This is a genomic window from Kitasatospora sp. NPDC059673 (genome assembly GCF_042734215.1).
GTDB lineage: Bacteria > Actinomycetota > Actinomycetes > Streptomycetales > Streptomycetaceae > Kitasatospora.
Genome location: NZ_JBHWEN010000002.1, coordinates 34828 through 52811, shown reverse-complemented (window position 1 = coordinate 52811; position 17984 = coordinate 34828). Strand labels below are relative to the sequence as shown.

Sequence of the window (17984 nt, the reverse complement as noted above, 5' to 3'; positions counted from 1 at the left end):
CCGCCCCGGGCGGAATGTCCGAGCGATGACGGACCGTCAGTTCGACGCGAAGTTCACCGAGTTGAGTTGTGAGAGTTCGTCGGACGAGAGCCGCAGCGCGCCGGAGGCCATGTTCTCGGTGAGGTGATCCGGATCGCCCGTGCCCGGGATGGCCAGCACGTGCGGCCCCTGCTGCAAGGTCCAGGCCAGCCGTACCTGGGCGACGGACGCACCGCGCGCACGGGCGACCTCGCGCACGGCCCCGTGCTCCTCGGCATCCGGACCCGACTCGCGCCTGGCGCCGGCGATCGTGAAGAACGGCACGAAGGCGATGCCGAGTTGACCGCAGAGCCGCACCATCGTCCGGTCCTCGTCGGACGCGCCGATCCCGAAGGGGTTCTGCACGCAGACGACCGGCGCGATGGCGCGGGCCTCGGCGAGCTGCTCGGCGGTGACGTGGGAGACGCCGAGGTGCCGGACGAGGCCGGCCTCGTGCAGCTCGGCCAGGGCGCCGAAGTGCTCGCCGATCGAGCCGGTGCGACGGCTCGGCGGCACCCGCAGGTTCACCACATCCAGGTGCTCGCGCCCGAGTTGACGCAGGTTCTCCTCGACCTGACCGCGCAGCTGCGCCGGGTCGGCCCACCACCAGGCGCCCGAGGGGTCGCGGCCCGGCCAGACCTTGGTGCTGATGACCAGCTCCTCCGGGTAGGGCGCCAGCGCCCGGTTGATCAACTCGTTGGCGGAGCGCGTCGCCGAGAAGTAGAACGCGGCGGTGTCGATGTGGTTCACGCCGAGCTCGACCGCCCGCCGGAGCACGCCGATCGACCGTTCCCGATCGCGCGGCACACCGCCGTGGAACGGCGCGGTGCCGGTCAGCCGCATCGTGCCGAAGCCGAGGCGGTTGACGGTCCGGTCGCCGAGCCGCCAGGTACCGGCGGGTGCGGGTGCGGGTGCGGGTGCGGGTGCGGGTGCGGGTGCGGTGGTGTGTGGGCTCATGGCAGGGGTCTCCCTGGGCAGTGGGGAAGCGGTGGTCGGGCGCGCGGGCCCGGATCCGGGCATGAAAAAAGCCTCCCCGGCGGATCGGAATCCGCGCCGAGAAGGCTCAGTTGACGGTCGGGATTCTAGCAGCCGGCCGGCCCAGCCGTCAGCTCAACGACCCTCGTGGGAAGCCAAAGTCACTGTTCCTTCCGCGAGTTCGGGGCGGTCCGGGGCCGGGGCAGCCGTTGCCGGGCGCCGCCCGGGGAGGAACGCCGCCGCCAGGGCGACCGCGACGACCGCGAGGACGGGCCAACCGGTGCCCAGGACCAGGGCGAGGACGGCCGGGCAGCACACCATCGCCGCCAGCCGGGGCAGTCCGTCCAGAACCCGGATCGCGGCGGCCGTGCAGGCCAGGTAGACGGAGAGGAAGAGCGCCGTCGGCACGGCCACCAACTGGTCCGTCGTCAGGACGCCCGAGCCGACCAGGGCGATCAGCGGGCCGCCGGTCAGTGCGGTGACCGCCAGTACCGCGTACGAGCCGCGCCGGCCGGGGCTGGGGGTGGGCGGCAGCAGGGCCTCGGTGAGTTCGGCGGCGCCCGTCAGGTAGGTGTTGGTGGCGGCGAGGGTGAGGACGAGAGCCGCTCCGACGGCGAGGATCCGGCCGCCGTCGCCGATCGCGGCACGCATCAGGTCCGCCAGCGGGACGGCGCCGCCCGCGCCGGGGCCGAGCACCGCAACGGTGGCCGCGCCCAGGCCGAGGCAGAGCAGCGACGTCACCACGAAGGCGATCAGCACCACCAGGCGCAGCTGCCGGCGCGGGTCGCGCAGCCGGGTGGTCAGCGAGGCCGCGGCCTCCCAGCCGACGAAGGCGAACATCAGCGGCGGTGCGGCGCGCGCCACGCCCGCCCAACCGTACGGCAGGAACGGCGTCCAGTTGGCGGCCCTGGCGGACGGCGCGGAGCCGAGCATCGCGAACAGCACCAGGGCCACCAGCACGGACACCAGCACCAGTTGGAGCTTCGCGCCGGTGCGCACCCCCACCAGCCGGACCGTCAGCACCAGGCCGAGCAGCACCAGCCCGGCCGGTACCGCCGCCGACTCGCCCGCGCCGATCGCCGCCGCCGCGTAACTGCCGCCGATCAGGCAGACCACCGGCGCGCCCGCCACCACGCCCGCCAGGAAGCACCAGGCGGCCGCCCGCCCCGCGCGCTCGCCGAGGCCCGCGGCGGTGTACCCGGCGACACCGCCGGTCGAGCCGATGCGGGTGCCCAGCGCGCAGAACACCACGGCTATCAGCCCCGACAGCACCAGCAGGGCCAGCCACACCAGCAGCGAGGCGGGACCGGCCGCGCGGGCGGCCAGCGCGGGGAGCAGCAACAGGCTCGGGCCCAGCAGGGCCCCGATGTACAGCGCGGACGCGCCGGCCGTGGACAGGTAGGAGCGGGCTTCGGTGCTCTTCTCGGACATGCGGCGATTGTGGCCCCGATCGCGCGGCACGCGCTGGCGAATTTCGCCGTGCGGGATGCCCGGAACGGCAGAATCCACCGCGAGGCGGCCACTAGGGTGCACATCATGCCGAGCCAGCAGTACGACCGCATCGACCGTGCCATCCTGGAGCACCTCCAGCGCCACGGCCGCACCGCCAACGTCGATCTCGCCGAGGCCGTCCGGCTCTCCCCGTCCTCCGCGCTGCGCCGCACCAAGGCGCTGGAGGCGGACGGGGTGATCGCCGGGTACCGGGCCGAACTCGACCGGGAGCGCGTCGGGTTGGGCCTGACGGTGTTCGTCTCACTGCGGGTGGAGCAGCACTCGCGGGAGACCTCGCGGCAGATCGAGCAGCGGCTGACCGAGATCCCCTCCGTGGTCGCCTGCCACGTGGTCTCCGGCGAGGCCGACTTCCTGGTCGAGATCGCCGTGCCGGACCTGGCCACCTACGAACTGGTGCTGCTGGACGAGATCCTGGCGATCGGACCGGTCCGCGACGCCCGCTCCACCTTCGCGATCCGCACCATCCGCTCCCGGGGCCCGCTCCCGCTCGACCGCTGGCCGGCCACCCGAGGGCGGTGAACGGCGGCCCGAGGGCGGTGAACGGCGGCCCGAGGGCGGTGAACGGCGGCCCGAGGGCGGTGAACGGCGGCCCGGTCGCCAGGGGCCGCCCGCACGGCCGTTGATGATGAACCTTCACATTGGCGGCCGGTATGGCCATCAGACGGTAATGCAATCTTCACGACGGAGGATCTACCCGCATAGACCGCGGGCTGGCACGCTGGCTCGGCACTGCACCCCTGCCCCGCCGCCGAGTTCAGGAGTTCTCCGCCGTGACGAATCGTTTCCTCAGCCGCTTCGCCACCCTCGCCGCCACCGCGGCCCTCGCCGCCGGTGTTCTCACGGTCAACGCCGGCACCGCCGAAGCCGCGCTGCCCACCCCGGTCTCCGCCGCCACCGCACGCGGCTACCTGGCCCAACTCACCGTCCAGGCAGAGGACCGCACCGGGTACAGCCGCGACCTCTTCCCCACCTGGATCACCATCTCCGGCACCTGCAACACCCGCGAGACCGTCCTCAAGCGCGACGGCTCCAACGTGGTCACCGACGCCAGCTGCGCCGCCACCTCCGGCACCTGGGTGTCTCCCTATGACGGCGTCACCATAACCTCGGCCTCCGGCCTGGACATCGACCACATCGTCCCGCTCGCCGAGGCCTGGGACTCCGGGGCCTCCGCCTGGACCACCGCCCAGCGCCAGGCCTTCGCCAACGACGTCACCCGCCCCCAGCTGCTCGCCGTCAGCGCCAGCACCAACCGCTCCAAGGGCGACAAGGACCCGGCCGAGTGGCTGCCGCCCGTCACCGGCTACCGCTGCACCTACGTCCGCGCCTGGGTGCAGGTGAAGTACTCCTACAACCTGTCTGTCGATGCCGCCGAGAAGACGGCCCTGACCAACGTCCTGGCCGGCTGCTGACCGTCCGACGGCTGTTGCTCGTAGGGTTCTCGCTGTGACAGCCCACCGCATGCCCGCTGCCGAGGTCTCCGTCTCCGTCGAGCTGGTGCGCCGTCTGCTCGACGGGCAGCACCCCGACCTGGCGGGCCTGCCCATCGAGGTGCTGGCCAACGGCTGGGACAATCTGGTGTGCCGGCTCGGCGAGGAGTTCCTGGTCCGGCTGCCGCGGCGCGCCGCCGCAGCCGGGCTGGTGGCCCACGAGCAGCGCTGGCTACCGGAGTTGGCCGGACGGCTGCCGCTGCCCGTGCCGGCGCCGGTGCGGGTCGGGCGGCCGACGGAGGAGTACCCGTGGGCGTGGAGCGTGGTGCCGTACTTCCCCGGCCGGATCGCGGCGCAGGCGGAGCCCGACGACCCCTGGTCGGCCGCGACGGCGCTCGGCGGCTTTCTCGCCGCGCTGCACACCCCGGCCCCGACGGAAGCACCCGTCAACGCGTTTCGCGGGATCGCACTGGCCGCGCGCGCCGAGGGCGTCCAGGCCGGGCTCGCACACCTCGGCCCGGCCGACCGCACCACCGCACGGCGGATCTGGGAAGCCGCCGCCGCCACGCCCGGGTGGGACGGGCCGCCGCTGTGGCTGCACGGGGACCTGCACCCGGCCAACATCCTGGTCCACCGCGGCCGGATCAGCGCCGTGATCGACTTCGGCGACCTCACCGGCGGCGACCCCGCGACCGACCTGTCCGTGGCCTGGATGCTGTTCACCCCGCAGCAGCGCGCCGCCCTCCGACAGGCCTACGGCCGGGCGGACGACGCGGCGTGGGAGCGGGCCCGCGGGTGGGCGCTCGCGCTGGCCCTGGTGTTCCTCTCCCACTCGGCGGACAACCCGCTGATGCGCGGCGTCGGCGCACGCACCCTCCGAGCGGTGCTGAAGTAGCGGACGGCGCCGGAGAGTTCAGCGTCCCCGCTGTCAGGAGGTGGCAACACCCCCGAGTCGGCGCCCGCTCCCCACCCGAGTTGACTCGCGCGGCTGGTCAGGGAGTTGGGCCGGTCTTCGGTCCCCGCAGTACCTGGAGGCCGCCCAGCTCGTGGACCTGCGGCGGAGGTGGCGGCGGCGGACGCAAGGGCAGTTCGAACAGGCTCCCGCTGCGGCTGCCGGCGACGGTGCGCACCGAGTGCCAGCCGTGGGCGCGGTAGTAGGCGTGCAGGGACGTGTTGTCGCTCCACACGTTCGCCCGCAGCACCAGGGCGCCCGCGCGGGCGGCCCGCCACCGCGCCCAGTCGAGCAGCCGCGTGCCGACGCTGCGCCCGGCGTACCGGCGGTCCACCACGAAGCCGCTCAAGTAGCCTGCCGGGCAGGACCGTTCCTCCGCGGTCCACAGCCCGGAGCCGGCCGCCGGCCGGAGGGTGAGCGTGGCGATCGCCTCGCCGTCGGGTTCCGGTATCGCCACCACCGTGGCGCCCCGGCCGATCCGGGCCAGACCGCGCCGGGCGTTGTACGGGTCCGACCACTGCGGCGAGCCGTGCACACGGGCGATCCAGTCGGCGGCGGCGCCACGCAGGTCGGCCAGTCGCTCCAGGTCGGCCGCGACCGCCGCGCGGAGGTACAGCGGGAAGGGCGCCGTCAGCACGGCGCACCGACCTGGGCCGGCTCCAGGACGAAGCCCGTGTACAGGGCCTCGACCAGTTGCCGCCCCTGCGGGGTGAGCCCGGACCCGTCCGGGCCGGTCAGCGAGTAGCGGGTGACGAGCCTGGCGATCGGTACGTCGGGCTGCAACACTGTACCGGTGGCCGGGAGTTGGAGCAGCACGCAGTCGTCGGGCCCGCACTCCAGCAGGCCGAATCCGTCGCCGCAGCGCTGGAGCCGCCCGTCCTTGAGCCGGTGCAGTCCGCCGGTCGGCGCGGCGGCCACCCGTACCGGGCCGCCGGTGTGCCGGACCACCAGCTGACAGCCGTCGGCGGCGTCCAGGACGGGCTCGCCGCCGGTGGGGTGGCCGTGGCGCTCCAGCGCGTGGCGCAGCGCGGCGGGCAGCGCGTGCTGGGCGAGTTCGATCTCACCCAGCAGCCAAGTGGAGCCCTGCATACGGGAGTTGACTTCGAGCAGCAGCGCATCGTCCGGCCCGTCGAGGACGAGATCGGCGCCGAACAGCCCCCGGTAGCCGAGACCCGCGAGCGCCGTGCCGACCCGCCGGGTCTGCTCGACGGCCCGGGCGAGGGCGCGTGGCGGGAGCAGGGCGGGTGCCGCGAAGTCGCAGCCGGAGTAGGCGCCGAAGGCCGCGCCGACGCCCTCGACCCGGGTCAGCTGGACGGACGGGCGCAGGATTCGCACCGTGCCGTCCACCGAGACCAGGCCGTGGACGTTGACCGGAGGGCCCTCGACGTACCCGCTCACCAGCCACGGCCCGGGCCCCGCGTGCAGGGGCAGCAGGTCCGCCTCGTCGGTGACCAGGTGTGTTCCCTTCCCGCCGGAGCCCCGGGGCGCCTGCACGACGTAGGTACGGCCGAAGCGGCGCCGCAGCTGCTGGTGGTCGAGGGTGCCGACCACCGCGTCGGGCGGCGTGTTCGCCCCCACCGACCGCAGCCATGTCCGCTGCGCGGTCTTGTCCTGCAGGCCCGCCAGCGAGACCGACTGCGTGGGCTCCACCAGCCGGGTGCCGAGCTCCGCAAGCGCGGTGCGCCAGTGCGGCTGGAACGCCTGATACGGCAGCAGCGCCAACTCCCGGCCCAGCCTCGGCCGTTCACCGCTTCGCGCGAGCGCACGGAGTAAGTCGTGGATCCCGGTGCCCATCGCGGTGTGGTCGCGCTGCCCGGTGGTCGCCTCCAGCGCGTGGAACTCGGCGCCGAACTCGCCCTCCCAGCCCGCATCCGGGGCCTCGACACTGAGCACGGCGGACAGGCACCCGGTGCGCAGCAGGGGCAGCGCGAGCAGGGGGCGGGGGCAGACCGAGAGCCCGGGGACTGCCCGCAGCCGGTCGATCGCTTCGTCACAGGATGTGATCACCAGGTGATTATGGGAGTCCCCGCGAGGCCCCGGCGCCGCCCCGTCACGAACCCACTGGTGCGGGGCGCGCGCCGCCCGCGACCTCACCCGTACGAGGGGGCGCGCTGCGTTGACGGGCCGTCGGCCGGTGGTCGTGGTGCCGGTGACGGGTGGGTCCGCAGGCCCGGGCCGGGCCTGCAGCCAGCGGGCGAACCAGGCGCGGATGCGGCGCAGGGCGTCGAGTTGGTGGGCGCGCTCGTCGAGGCCGTGGCCCTCGCGGGGGTAGACGACGAACTCGTGCTCCACTCCGGCGTGGCGCAGGGCGCGGTGGAAGTGGATCGCCTGGCTCAGCGGGACGTTGGTGTCCTCCTCGCCGTGCAGGATCAGGATCGGGGTGCGGATCCGGGAGGCGTAGGAGATGGGGCTGTTGCGGTCGTGGACGTGCGGTCCCGGGCCCTCCCAGCCGGTGCTGCCGCCGAGTGCCGCGTCGAGGATTCCCCAGTCGCCCGTCCCGGCCTGCATGCCCCAGTCGCTGATGCCCGCACCCATGACGGCGGCCTTGAACCGGTCCGAACGGCCTGCCGCCCAGGCCGCGAGGAAGCCCCCCGTGGCTCCAGCCGGAGATTCCCAGACGTTCGGGGTCGGCGACGCCCCGGGCCACCACCAGTTCGGCGGTGAGCGGCTCGGTCGGTGCGGGCGGCTCGGGCGGTGCGGGGAGCGGCATGCGGACCGCCCTTCGCTCGTCAGGACGGCAGGCGGACATACTGTCGCACCAACGGGTCAGCGGCGCCCGGAACTTGGCGGATCCGCGGGCGGTGGTCGGCGCCGAGCACCGCCCGTGGGCCGCAGGGTGGTGGGCAGCGATGTTATGGCCAGTCAACGTCAGATGACATGTCACATGCTATTGAATGACGGTCAGATGACGTGGAAGCATGCGTGCGCGCGCCCGCTTTGCGGCCCCTCACCGCCTGGCCAAGGCGCGCCCCCCTGTCACCTCCCCCCACAAAGGACGACCGACTGTGCGCCTGCATACCCGCATGCCCAGGCTCCTGGCCGCGATAGCGGCCGGCACCACCCTCCTCGGGCTGGCGGCCGCCCCCGGCGCGGCCGCCGTCCCCGCCAAGCCGCCCGTCGCCCGCGCCGACCAGGACACCGTCGCCCCGGGGCAGGTGACCGGCAGCAGCATCGACCCCGGCAGCGAGAACGCCGCCCCGCAGGCCCGCCGGCTCGCCCCGACCCAGCTGCTGCCGCTGAGCCCGCCGAACCCGTCCGAGGCCACCGCCCCCGGCACGACGACCTCCGCCCCCGCCAAGGCCCCGAAGGCCCTGGCCGCGTCCGGCGGCGCGGACGCGACCGCGGCCCAGTCCTGCTCCCCGGCGGACTACAGCTCCCGCACCGGCACGGCCCTGGTGTCGTACATCAAGGCATCCACCCCGAAGTGCATCGGCAGCCTGTTCATGATGTCCGGAGCGGACGGGGCGGCGGTCTACCGTCAGAGCCAGATGGCCACCGTCGCCGACGCCTTCCAGAGCGCCTCCGCGACCTACTCGGGCGACAACTCCACCTCCCTGTGGCAGCTCGTCCTGTTCCTGCGCGCGGGCTACTACGTGCAGTCGAACTACCCGAAGAACATCCCGGCCTACGACAGTTCCCTCACCGCAGCGGTGACGCGCGGCATCGACAGCTTCGTCGCCAGTCCGCACCTGACCGACGCCGCCGAGGCCAACGGCCAGGTCGCCAACGACGTCGTCATCCTCACCGACAGCGCCGGCCTGCAGGCCCGCTACCTCAACACCTACAAGCAGATCCTCAACGGCTACAACGCCTCGTACAACAAGTCCCGGGACCTGCTGACCTTCGTCAACAGCGTCTTCACCTCACTGGACCGCGGCCACGACCACCCGGACTTCGTCGCCGCCGTCACCGCGGACCCCGGCATCATCGACACGCTCGACGCCTTCGCCCTCGCCCACCGCGACCTGCTCGGCACCGACAACGCCTTCCTCGACGCCAACGCGGGCTTCGAACTTGCCCGCTTCGTCAAGTACCCGGCCTTCCAGGCCAAGGTCCGCCCGATGGCCAAGGAACTTCTCGACGGCTCGGCGATGACCGGACCCACCGCCCCCCTCTGGGTGTCCACCGCCAACATGACCGACTTCCTCGACCACGACCAGTGCTCCTACTACGGCATCTGCGACCTGGCCAAGCGCCTCACCGCCGCCGTCCTGCCCACCACCTACAAGTGCGACGCCGCCCGCACCATCCTGGCCCAGGACCTCACCCCGGCCGAGCTCGCCGCCGTCTGCGCCGACCTGACCCGTGAGGACGCCTTCGTCCACAACCTGATCCGGGACAACGGCCCCGTCCCCGGCCAGTACGAGTCCACCGTCCAGATCGTGGTGTTCGCCAGCCAGGCCGACTACCGGACCTACGCCGGCGCGATCTACGGCGCCAACACCAACAACGGCGGCATCACCCTCACCGGCGACCCGACCGACCCGGCCAACCAGCCCGTCACGATCATGTACCGCCACCCCACCGACAACGGTTTCACCGCCCGGATCTGGAACCTCAACCACGAGTACGCGCACGTCCTGGACGCCCGCTACAACTTCAAGGGCGGCTTCAACCAGCAGACCAGCGTCCCCAACCTGTGGTGGCTCGAGGGCTTCGCCGAGTACGTCTCCTACACCTACCGCGGCCTCACCGACGCCTTCGCCGTCGGCGAGGCACCCAAGCACACCTACGCGCTGAGCACCCTGTTCCAGAGCACCTACCGCAACAGCGACACCACCCGCACCTACGCCTGGGGCTACCTGGCGACGCGCCACATGTTCGAGCGCTACCCGACCGTCATCCAGGGCATGCTCTACTACTTCCGCCTCGGCGACTACGCCCGCGGCTACGGCTACTACAACGCCCTCGGCACCTCCTACGACCCGGGCTTCGCCTCCTGGCTCGACACCTGCGCCACCGACACCTGCCTGACCGCAGGCACCCCGGTCGCCGCGTTCGACGCGACCACCACCGGCCTGACCGCGCAGCTCACCGACCGCTCCACCGTCACCGGCGGCAAGGGCACCATCAGCACCCGCTCCTGGAACTTCGGCGACGGCACCACCTCCACCAGCGCCTCCCCCTGGAAGGCCTACACCACCCCCGGCACCTACACCGTCACGCTGACCGTCACCGACAGCAACGGCAAGAGCGCCACCACCAGCAAGCCCGTCACCATCACCGCGCCCGCCGCGCCCACCGCCTGCACCGGCAGCGACACCCGCGCCCTGGACCGCAACTGCTTCCGCGCCGACCGGTCCGCCGACGCGGGCGGCCTCGACCGCATGTACATCTACATGCCGGCCGGCACCGTCACCCTCAACATCACCACCACCGGCGGCACCGGCACCGCCTACCTCTACTACAACGCCGACACCTGGGCCTCCGACACCGCCTGGACCGCCTCCTCCACGAAGACCACCGGCGGCCAGAGCATCACCGTCACCAACCCCACCGCCGGCTACCGCTACATCAGCCTCTACGGCAAGACCGCCTTCAGCGGAGTCACCGTCACCACCCAGTACTGACCCCGCCCGCACCACCACCGACACCCGACACGGCCACCGCGCCGTCCAAGGGGCGCCCCGCTCCGGCCACCCGGCCGGAGCGGGGCGCAGTGGCCGGTCGGGACGCACGGAGGCGGGGCCGGCGCCGGTCTGCCGTCGTTGCACCAGGCCACCGGCCCGGCCCCCAGGCGTACGGCCCCCGGACGAATCGCGGGCGACCCGAGCGCCTTGGCGATATCGCGGTGAAGGCTTGACGAATAGTCAACTCGGGCTCTGGACAAGCCATTACCCGTCGGTGAATCTCAGGTGGTGTGACCGAACCCACCGCCACCGCGCCCACCGCCCGCCCAGCGCGCCGCCAGGTCATCCAGGCGGCCGCCCTCACCGCCGGGGCCCTCGCCCTGCCGCTCACCGCCACCGCCGGCAGCGCAGCCGCCACCGACGGGGCCCAGTTCCTGCACGGCGTCGCCTCCGGTGACCCGCTGCCCGACGGCATCCTGCTGTGGACCCGGGTCACCCCCGCGGCCAACGCCGTGCCCGGCTCCGGACTCGGGCCCGACACCGCCGTCCAGTGGCAGCTCGCCACCGACCGCGCCTTCACCACCGTCGTCGCCCAAGGCACCGTCACCACCACCGCCGCCACCGACCACACCGTCAAGGCGGACGTCCGCGGCCTGCGCCCCGACACCGCCTACTGGTACCGCTTCCTGGCCGGCGACACCGTCTCGCCCCTCGGCCGCACCCGCACCGCCCCCGCCACCGACGCCGCCGTGGACCGGCTGCGCCTGGGCGTCGCGTCCTGCGCCAACTGGGAGGCCGGCTACTTCTCCGCCTACCGCCACCTGGCCGCCCGCGGCGACCTCGACGTCTTCCTGTTCCTCGGCGACTACATCTACGAGTACGCCTCCGGCGCCTACGGCACCCGCGGCACCGTGGTGCGCCCGCACGCCCCCGCGCACGAGATCCTCACACTCGCCGACTACCGCACCCGGCACGGCCGTTACAAGACCGACCCGGACCTCCAGGCGCTGCACGCCGCCGTCCCCACCATCGCGATCTGGGACGACCACGAGTTCGCCAACGACGCCTGGTCCGGCGGCGCCGAGAACCACACCCCCGGCGCCGAGGGCGACTGGAGCGCCCGGGTCGCCGGGGCGAAGCAGGCCTACTTCGAGTGGATGCCGGTCCGCCCGTCCATCGCCGGCACCACCTACCGGCGGCTGCGCTACGGCAAACTCGCCGACCTGCACCTGCTCGACCTGCGCTCGTTCCGCTCGCAGCAGGCCGCCATCGGCAACGGCGACATCGACTCCGCCGACCGCACCATCACCGGCCGGGCCCAACTCGACTGGCTGAAGGCCGGACTGGCCGCCTCCGACACCACGTGGCGGCTGGTCGGCAACGAGGTGATGATCTCGCCCGTCGCCTTCCTGGCGCTGCCGGACTACCTGCTGCGCCCGCTCGCCCAGCTGCTCGGCCTGCCCGGCGAGGGACTGGCCGTCAACCCCGACCAGTGGGACGGCTACACCCACGACCGGCGCGAGCTGCTCGGCCACCTGAAGGACCACCACATCACCAACACGGTGTTCCTCACCGGCGACATCCACTCCGCCTGGGCCTGCGACGTGCCCTTCGAGGCTGCCACCTACCCGGCCTCCGGCAGCGCCGCCACCGAGTTCGTGGTCACCTCGGTCACCTCCGACAACATCGACGACATTCTCAAGGTCGCCCCGCAGACCCTGTCCCTGGTGGCCTCCGCCGCGATCCAGTCGTCCAACCGGCACGTCAAGTGGACCGACCTGGACTCGCACGGCTACGGCGTCCTCGACATCACCGCCGAGCGGGCGCAGATGGACTACTACGTCCTGTCCGACCGCACCAAGCCCGACGCCACCACCAAGTGGAGCCGCTCCTACCGCACGCGCTCCGGCACCCAGCAGATCGAGCGGGTCCACGCTCCGATCAACTGACGGACACCGCAGGCGGCCTGACGGTTCGTCAGGCCGCCGCCTCAGCGGGTGGTGCTGCGGTTGAACAGCGAGCGCGACCACAGGTGGCCGACCGCGCCGATGCCCGCGCACCAGGCCAGCGCCAGCCAGCCGCTGGAGCCGATCGCCGTCCCGGACAGCAGGCCGCGCAGGGTCTCCGTCATCGGGGTGAACGGCTGGTACTCGGCGAACAGGCGCAGCCCCGGCGCCATCGAGTCGGCCGGTACGAACGCCGAGCCCAGGAACGGCAGGAACTGGATCAGCAGCGGCTTGTTGCTGGCCGACTCCACGGTCTTCGAGATCAGCCCGAGCGCCACCGACAGCCAGGTCACGGCGACCGCGATCGCGAGGATCAGCCCGAGCGCCGCCAGCCACGCCAGCACGCCCGCGTGCGACCGGTAGCCGACCGCCAGTGCCACCGCGACCACCAGCACCACACTGAGCACGGTCTGGAGCACGCTGCCGATCACATGGCCGGTCATGAACGAGGACCGGGTGATGTTCATGGTGCGGAAGCGGTTGATGATGCCGCCCGTCATGTCGGAGCAGATCGCGACCGAGGTGGTCATCGAGCCCGCCGCCACGCCCATCACCACGATGCCGGGCGTCAGGTAGGCGAGGTACGCGTCGCGCCCGCCGCCGGGGCCGGAGCCCAGCCCGGCGCCGATCGAGTCGCCGAAGGCGTAGACGAACAGCAGCAGCATCAGGATCGGCGTCATCGCCGAGCTGAACGAGAGTGCCGGGTAGCGGGCCGCGTGCTTGAGGTTGCGGCGCAGCATGGTCATCGAGTCGCGCGCGGCGAGGGCGAGGGTGCTGCTCATCGTGGGGTCTCCTCGGTGGCGAGACGGGATGTGGTGGCGGTGCCGGTCAGGGCGAGGAAGACGTCGTCCAGGTCCGGGGTGTGCACGGAGAAGTCGGCGGCGGGGACCCCGGCCGCGTCCAGCCGGTCGATCACGGCGCGCAGGGCGTCCAGCCCGGCGTCGCCGGCGATGCGCAGGGCGAGGTTCTCCTCGTCGCGGCCCGCGCGCGGGAACGCGGCGCAGGCGCGGGCGTATCCGGCCGGGTCGGCGAAGCGCAGGCGGACGTGGCTGCCGGGGATGCGGGACTTCAGTTCGTCGGGGCTGCCCTCGGCGACGATCCGGCCGCCGTCCAGGACGGCGATCCGGTCCGCCAGTTGGTCGGCCTCCTCCAGGTATTGGGTGGTCAGGAAGACGGTGGTGCCGCGGGCGACCAGGCCGCGCACGGTGTCCCACATGGTGCGGCGGCTGCGCGGGTCGAGGCCGGTGGTGGGCTCGTCCAGGAAGATCACCTGCGGGTCGCCGACCAGCGTCATGGCCAGGTCGAGCCGGCGGCGCATCCCGCCGGAGAAGGCCGCGGCGCGTTTGCCGGCCGCCTCCGCGATGTCGAAGAGCTGGAGCAACTCCCTTGCCCGGGCGCGTCCTTGAGCCCGGGGCAGGCGCAGCAGGTCGGCCATCAGGAGGAGGTTCTCCTCGGCGGTGAGCAGGTCGTCCAGGGCGGCGAACTGCCCCGTGACCCCGATCGCCGAGCGCACCCCGTCCGGGTCGGTGGCCAGGTCGTGGCCGGCGATCTGCGCCTGGCCGCCGTCGGCGCCGACCAGCGTGGAGAGGATCTCCACCGTGGTGGTCTTGCCCGCGCCGTTCGGTCCGAGCAGGGCGAACACCGTGCCGGTGGGGATGGTGAGGTCGATGCCGTCGAGGACGGTCTTCTTCCCGTACGACTTGCGCAGGCCGATCACGGTGATGGCGGGGCCGCTCGGCGCCTTCCTGGGCGCGGGCATGACAAACGTGGGCATGTGCCCTCCCGGTGGGTGAGTTGAGATTGACGGGGCGTCAGGCGCGGGCGCGACGGATGTCGATGTTGCCGTAGCGGGTGCGGGCGCGGACCTCGACGGTCTCCTCGCCGCGCTCCGGGGCGTCCGTGCCGGTGAGCGAGTTGCGGACCTGCCCGCGCTGTGCGCTGACGTCCAACCAGGCGGCCGTGCCCGCCCGGACGCCGAGCTCGATGGTGCCGAAGCCGGTCTCCAACTGCACGCTGCCGCGCGCGACTTCGCCCACCAGCAGGGTGCCCCGGGCGGTGCTGGCGCGCAGCGAGGCCTCGGCCCGCTCGACGGTGATGTCGCCGTGGGCGCCGCTCACCCGAAGGTCGGCGGCGGCGAGCGCGACCGTGGTGCTGCCGTAGGAGTTCTTCACCACCGCCGGGCCGTCCAGCAGCCCCACCCGGACGCTGCCCGAGCTGGTGCTGATCTCGGCCCGGCCCCGCACCTGCTCGACGGTCACCGACCCGTGCGCGGCCGTCAGGTGGAGCGGTCCGGTGCTGTCCAGCCGGACGTCGCCGGAGGCGGTCTTCACCCGCACTTCGCCGAGCCGGCCCTCGCCGATCACCTGCGTCCACGCGCCGCCCGCCTCCAGGTGCGAGCCGGCCGGCAGTTCGACGCACACGTCCACCGTGCCGGTCCGGCCCAGCGGGTGGCGCTGCTTGGGGGTGCGGACGGTCAGCACGCCGCCCGCGAAGTCGATCCCGGTCTGCTCGGCGGCGCGCACGTCCACCTCCCGGTCCGGGTCGCGCGGACGGGCCTCGACCACGGTGTCGGTGCGGTCGGTCGCGATGACGTGCAACGAGCCCGCCTGCACCTGGACGTTCAGCGAGATGGGCTCGGGAGTGTCGAAAGAAGGCATGGCGGTACCGTCCTCAGGGGTCGTCGGAGGCGTCGGGGCGCGGTCGTCGGGTGTCGGGGTGATGGCGCTTGCCAGGTCAGCGGACCCAGCCGGTGAAGCTCTGGCCGAACGTCTGCGAACGCTCCGCCTGCGGGCGCGGACGGGCCCCGCCCTCGACGGCGGAGGCCACCGCCCGCACCAGCCAGGCGTTGACCGACAGCCCCTCGCGGGCGGCGGCCTCCTCGGCGCGCGCCTTCAGCTGGGCGGGCAGGCGCAGGTTGATCCGGGCGGTGCCGCCGTCGTCCTCGGCGGCGGGCAGGTCGCCGATGGGTGCGGGTGCGGCGGGTGCGGGCGCGGCGGGTGCGGGTTCGGGGGGCGGGGCGGTGACCACGAAGTCCGGGTCCAGGCCGCGCAGTCGTACGTCGACCGAGCCCGGGGCGAGCTCGCGGGTGACCTCGGCCATTGCGGCGGAGAGCACGTTGAGCATGGTCAGCCGGGTCGCCGACTCCAGTGGGGCCGTCAGCCGGTCGGCCAGCTCGCGGGCCTCCGGCCCACCGGCCTCGGCGGCCACTGCCAACTCGCGCCGGAGGTTGTCGACATACGGGGTGAGGTCCATGGCTCCATGGTGGCACCATAGTGATGCCACGACAAGTCCCTTGTGGCGAGCGGCTGTTGCTCTCCGGCTTTGGATTGCGCTGACCAGCGGGGACAGCTGGTGGATCGGGGAAACCTGTGGTGGCGCCATATGGTGCCAAGTGGTGCCACTGATGGTGCGTCATGGTGGCGATCGGCCCGGCGGGTAGCATCCCCGGGAGGAACCGCCGACAGGGGAGGACCGCCACCATGACCGAGGAGCACCGCACCCGCTGGTGGCAGCGCCGAACCGCCCCCGCCGAGGCCGCAGTTGACGGCCCGGCCGCCCCGTTCGACCTGGTGCGGCGCGGCTACGACCGGCAGCAGGTGGACGCCCACCTCGCACTGCCGCCCGAACAGCGGCCGCGTCCCGCCGCGTTCGACATCGTCCGGATCGGCTACGAGCGCGGCCAGGTCGACCGGGCGCTGCGCGAGCAGGGCTGAACGATGCCGCCGCCCTGATGTGTGGTCGAAAACCCTTTGCATCCGATCCGGTTGGTGTGCGATCTTGCGCCGGTCGTCGAAGGAGGGTGCCCATTGGAGCACTTCGCGTGCGCGCACTGCGCGAGCACACTCACCCGGCCGGTCAGCAGGGTCCGGTTCCCGCCCTACGCCCATCACCCAGTGGGCAACGGCCTGCGGATGCCCGCCCTGATGGAAGCCGGGGGCTACGCCGTCGACCCGGAGCCGTCAGGCCCGCCCTGGCGGCGTTGGGAGGAGCTCGCCGACGGCGAGGCGGAGGCCCGCGGCTACTACGACCGCGTGTACAGCCTGTCGGATGGCGCTCCCGGACGGATCCTGCTGGCACCCGGCGACGACATCGGCACCACACTGATCGTCGACGGCGCCGACGGCTACTGCTGCGGCGTCACCGGCCAGTACGGCCCCAACCTGGCCTGCGCGCACTGCGAGCAGCCCGTCGGCGTGCGCGAGGACGACTGCTCGGTGTGGCAGACCGTCTGGCTGGAGCCCGACGCGGTCCGCGCGGTCCCTGCCGGCCTCGATCCACCCGTCGCCGACTGGGACGAGCTGATCCACGAGCCCTGCGCCGTCCCCCCGATCGAGCCGCGCGGCCGCTGGAGCCACCGCTGCGAGCAGGAGATGAGCGTGACCCTCGTCGACCTGGCCCTCGCCGCCGATGGCGCGCCCGTCGTGTTCGACGACGACGGGGCCGCCGCCGTCTTCGACCGTGCCATGCGCCACTTCCCGGCCGGCGCCGGCCGGCCCGCGAAACGCTGCGCCCTGCACGGCCCCGGCCGCCCCCTGGCGGACCGTCACCCCGAGCTGGCGCTCGTCCCGCGCCACCCGCAGACCGGCCGCCCCTGGCCCACCCCGCCCGGCGTCACCGGCGTCCCGCTCGACCACGAGGTCTGGCGATACCTCGCCTTCCCGCGCACGCGGTCCGCCGTCCGCGTCCACGGCCGACTGCGTGCCGAACTCGACCGCGACGACCCGCCGTTGCCGACCTGGCGCACCGGCACCTACTTCGACGACCGGCTGATCCACGACCTGCTGGCCCGCCGCCCCGCAGGCCGGCGCCCGGTCGTGCGCTCCATCCACCCGGGCTGGAAGCCGTTCGGGTGGTGCTGACGGGGCGTCGGAGCGTCACCGACCACTTGTCTCGGCCTGCGGCGGGCGGTGGCTCAGCAGGCGTGCGGCAGCCTTCGGTTGACCGAACCGGGCGGCGAGGGACGCGAGCTCGTCGATGAGATGCGCGATTGTGTCGGGCTTCATGTCGTGGACGAGTTCGTGGAGGAATTTGGCCGTTGCGACCCACGAGGTACCGGGGTCGCAGGAGACGATTCGGACGATGAGTTGGTCGATCACCTCGATGGTGTCCGCCGACAGGCCCTGCGGGTGACGAAGGGCAAGATGGGCGAGCGCCAGGCTGGGATCCACGCGAAGTGCGTTCCGGAAGGCCTCGCTGAGCTCCATCTCCCGCCTGTGCAGCTCCTCCTTCAGGTGGTGCTCGTGGATGCGCTGCATGGCTCGGTCGGCGCGGGTGACGTCCTCTGCTGTCGCCCACAGACGGACGGATGCCCAGCGGACGGAGACCGGCCTGCCAGGCACCGAAGTCGGCATGCCGAGACGGGAGTTGACGCGCTTCTCCGCCGTGAGTGCGTCCGGTGTCGAGTGAGCGCCGGCGATCTCGCGGATGACCGTGAGCACGTGGTCGGTCGCAGCAGCCTCGGGGTCGTGATGGCGATCCGGTCCTGGGGAGTCGCACCAATGGCCCGTGGTTTCGAAGTGGA

16 protein-coding genes are annotated in these 17984 nt (G+C 72.9%); 7 read left to right on the top strand and 9 right to left on the bottom strand.

What is annotated here, in order from left to right:
* Positions 1-36: 36 nt before the first annotated feature.
* Both ACFV18_RS02540 and ACFV18_RS02535 read right to left on the bottom strand, forming a co-directional pair.
* Positions 37-975, bottom strand: a complete 939-nt coding sequence (locus ACFV18_RS02540; RefSeq protein WP_380478417.1) for an aldo/keto reductase — start codon at positions 973-975, stop codon at positions 37-39.
* A gap of 153 nt (positions 976-1128) precedes the next feature.
* Positions 1129-2424, bottom strand: a complete 1296-nt coding sequence (locus ACFV18_RS02535) for an APC family permease (protein ID WP_380478415.1) — start codon at positions 2422-2424, stop codon at positions 1129-1131.
* Between the two features lie 105 nt (positions 2425-2529).
* Here ACFV18_RS02535 and ACFV18_RS02530 point away from each other — a divergent pair, with 105 nt between their 5' ends.
* The 3 genes from ACFV18_RS02530 to ACFV18_RS02520 all read left to right on the top strand — a co-directional run bounded on the left by ACFV18_RS02530 (position 2530) and on the right by ACFV18_RS02520 (position 4830).
* Complete coding sequence (locus ACFV18_RS02530; protein ID WP_380478413.1) at positions 2530-3024, top strand: Lrp/AsnC family transcriptional regulator; 495 nt, start codon at positions 2530-2532, stop codon at positions 3022-3024.
* A 251-nt stretch (positions 3025-3275) separates the two neighbouring features.
* Complete coding sequence (locus ACFV18_RS02525; RefSeq protein WP_380478411.1) at positions 3276-3917, top strand: HNH endonuclease family protein; 642 nt, start codon at positions 3276-3278, stop codon at positions 3915-3917.
* 34 nt (positions 3918-3951) lie between these two features.
* On the top strand, positions 3952-4830 hold the full coding sequence (locus ACFV18_RS02520) for an aminoglycoside phosphotransferase family protein (RefSeq protein ID WP_380478409.1): 879 nt from the start codon (positions 3952-3954) through the stop codon (positions 4828-4830).
* A 97-nt stretch (positions 4831-4927) separates the two neighbouring features.
* Here the strand turns inward: ACFV18_RS02520 and ACFV18_RS02515 are convergent, their stop codons facing one another.
* Together ACFV18_RS02515 and ACFV18_RS02510 are read right to left on the bottom strand one after the other, a co-directional pair.
* On the bottom strand, positions 4928-5524 hold the full coding sequence (locus tag ACFV18_RS02515; RefSeq protein ID WP_380478407.1) for a GNAT family N-acetyltransferase: 597 nt from the start codon (positions 5522-5524) through the stop codon (positions 4928-4930).
* Positions 5518-7422: a prolyl oligopeptidase family serine peptidase gene (locus ACFV18_RS02510; RefSeq protein ID WP_380478405.1), complete on the bottom strand. Its 1905-nt coding sequence runs from the start codon at positions 7420-7422 to the stop codon at positions 5518-5520. Before ACFV18_RS02510 ends, ACFV18_RS02515 begins: the two co-directional genes overlap by 7 nt.
* A 488-nt stretch (positions 7423-7910) precedes the next feature.
* Between ACFV18_RS02510 and ACFV18_RS02505 the strand changes: the two genes are divergently transcribed.
* Together ACFV18_RS02505 and ACFV18_RS02500 are read left to right on the top strand one after the other, a co-directional pair.
* Positions 7911-10457, top strand: a complete 2547-nt coding sequence (locus ACFV18_RS02505; protein ID WP_380478403.1) for a collagenase — start codon at positions 7911-7913, stop codon at positions 10455-10457.
* A 290-nt stretch (positions 10458-10747) separates the two neighbouring features.
* On the top strand, positions 10748-12406 hold the full coding sequence (locus ACFV18_RS02500; RefSeq protein WP_380478401.1) for an alkaline phosphatase D family protein: 1659 nt from the start codon (positions 10748-10750) through the stop codon (positions 12404-12406).
* Positions 12407-12447: 41 nt separating this feature from the next.
* Here ACFV18_RS02500 and ACFV18_RS02495 read toward each other — a convergent pair whose 3' ends face one another.
* The 4 genes from ACFV18_RS02495 to ACFV18_RS02480 form a co-directional block, all read right to left on the bottom strand.
* Positions 12448-13245: an ABC transporter permease gene (locus tag ACFV18_RS02495; protein ID WP_380478399.1), complete on the bottom strand. Its 798-nt coding sequence runs from the start codon at positions 13243-13245 to the stop codon at positions 12448-12450.
* Positions 13242-14237 (bottom strand): ATP-binding cassette domain-containing protein, encoded by a 996-nt coding sequence (locus ACFV18_RS02490; RefSeq protein ID WP_380478397.1) that lies wholly within the window; start codon positions 14235-14237, stop codon positions 13242-13244. The genes ACFV18_RS02495 and ACFV18_RS02490 overlap by 4 nt, the downstream gene beginning before the upstream one ends.
* Before the next feature lie 37 nt (positions 14238-14274).
* On the bottom strand, positions 14275-15120 hold the full coding sequence (locus ACFV18_RS02485; RefSeq protein ID WP_380478395.1) for a DUF4097 domain-containing protein: 846 nt from the start codon (positions 15118-15120) through the stop codon (positions 14275-14277).
* A 76-nt stretch (positions 15121-15196) separates the two neighbouring features.
* The gene (locus ACFV18_RS02480) at positions 15197-15715 is read right to left on the bottom strand and encodes a toxin-antitoxin system HicB family antitoxin (protein ID WP_380478393.1); all 519 of its coding nucleotides are present in this window, start codon (positions 15713-15715) and stop codon (positions 15197-15199) included.
* A gap of 227 nt (positions 15716-15942) precedes the next feature.
* Between ACFV18_RS02480 and ACFV18_RS02475 the strand changes: the two genes are divergently transcribed.
* The gene (locus ACFV18_RS02475) at positions 15943-16176 is read left to right on the top strand and encodes a hypothetical protein (RefSeq protein WP_380478391.1); all 234 of its coding nucleotides are present in this window, start codon (positions 15943-15945) and stop codon (positions 16174-16176) included.
* Positions 16177-16269: 93 nt separating this feature from the next.
* Positions 16270-17322 (top strand): hypothetical protein, encoded by a 1053-nt coding sequence (locus ACFV18_RS02470; RefSeq protein WP_380478389.1) that lies wholly within the window; start codon positions 16270-16272, stop codon positions 17320-17322.
* A 15-nt stretch (positions 17323-17337) separates the two neighbouring features.
* On the opposite strand, the gene ACFV18_RS02465 is transcribed toward ACFV18_RS02470, so the two are convergent.
* Positions 17338-17901 carry a hypothetical protein gene (locus tag ACFV18_RS02465; RefSeq protein ID WP_380478387.1) on the bottom strand — a complete coding sequence of 188 codons (564 nt, stop codon included), beginning with the start codon at positions 17899-17901 and terminating at the stop codon, positions 17338-17340.
* Between the last annotated feature and the right edge of the window lie 83 nt (positions 17902-17984).

What these genes read in the sequence shown, in the direction of transcription:
- ACFV18_RS02505 (WP_380478403.1), top strand. Translation starts at nt 7,911, where the DNA reads ATGCCCAGGCTCCTGGCCGCGATAGCGGCCGGCACCACCCTCCTCGGG.
- ACFV18_RS02530 (WP_380478413.1), top strand. Translation starts at nt 2,530, where the DNA reads ATGCCGAGCCAGCAGTACGACCGCATCGACCGTGCCATCCTGGAGCAC.
- ACFV18_RS02495 (WP_380478399.1), bottom strand. Translation starts at nt 13,245, where the DNA reads ATGAGCAGCACCCTCGCCCTCGCCGCGCGCGACTCGATGACCATGCTG.
- ACFV18_RS02535 (WP_380478415.1), bottom strand. Translation starts at nt 2,424, where the DNA reads ATGTCCGAGAAGAGCACCGAAGCCCGCTCCTACCTGTCCACGGCCGGC.
- ACFV18_RS02480 (WP_380478393.1), bottom strand. Translation starts at nt 15,715, where the DNA reads ATGGACCTCACCCCGTATGTCGACAACCTCCGGCGCGAGTTGGCAGTG.
- ACFV18_RS02540 (WP_380478417.1), bottom strand. Translation starts at nt 975, where the DNA reads ATGAGCCCACACACCACCGCACCCGCACCCGCACCCGCACCCGCACCC.
- ACFV18_RS02475 (WP_380478391.1), top strand. Translation starts at nt 15,943, where the DNA reads ATGACCGAGGAGCACCGCACCCGCTGGTGGCAGCGCCGAACCGCCCCC.
- ACFV18_RS02485 (WP_380478395.1), bottom strand. Translation starts at nt 15,120, where the DNA reads ATGCCTTCTTTCGACACTCCCGAGCCCATCTCGCTGAACGTCCAGGTG.
- ACFV18_RS02510 (WP_380478405.1), bottom strand. Translation starts at nt 7,422, where the DNA reads ATGGGTGCGGGCATCAGCGACTGGGGCATGCAGGCCGGGACGGGCGAC.
- ACFV18_RS02490 (WP_380478397.1), bottom strand. Translation starts at nt 14,237, where the DNA reads ATGCCCACGTTTGTCATGCCCGCGCCCAGGAAGGCGCCGAGCGGCCCC.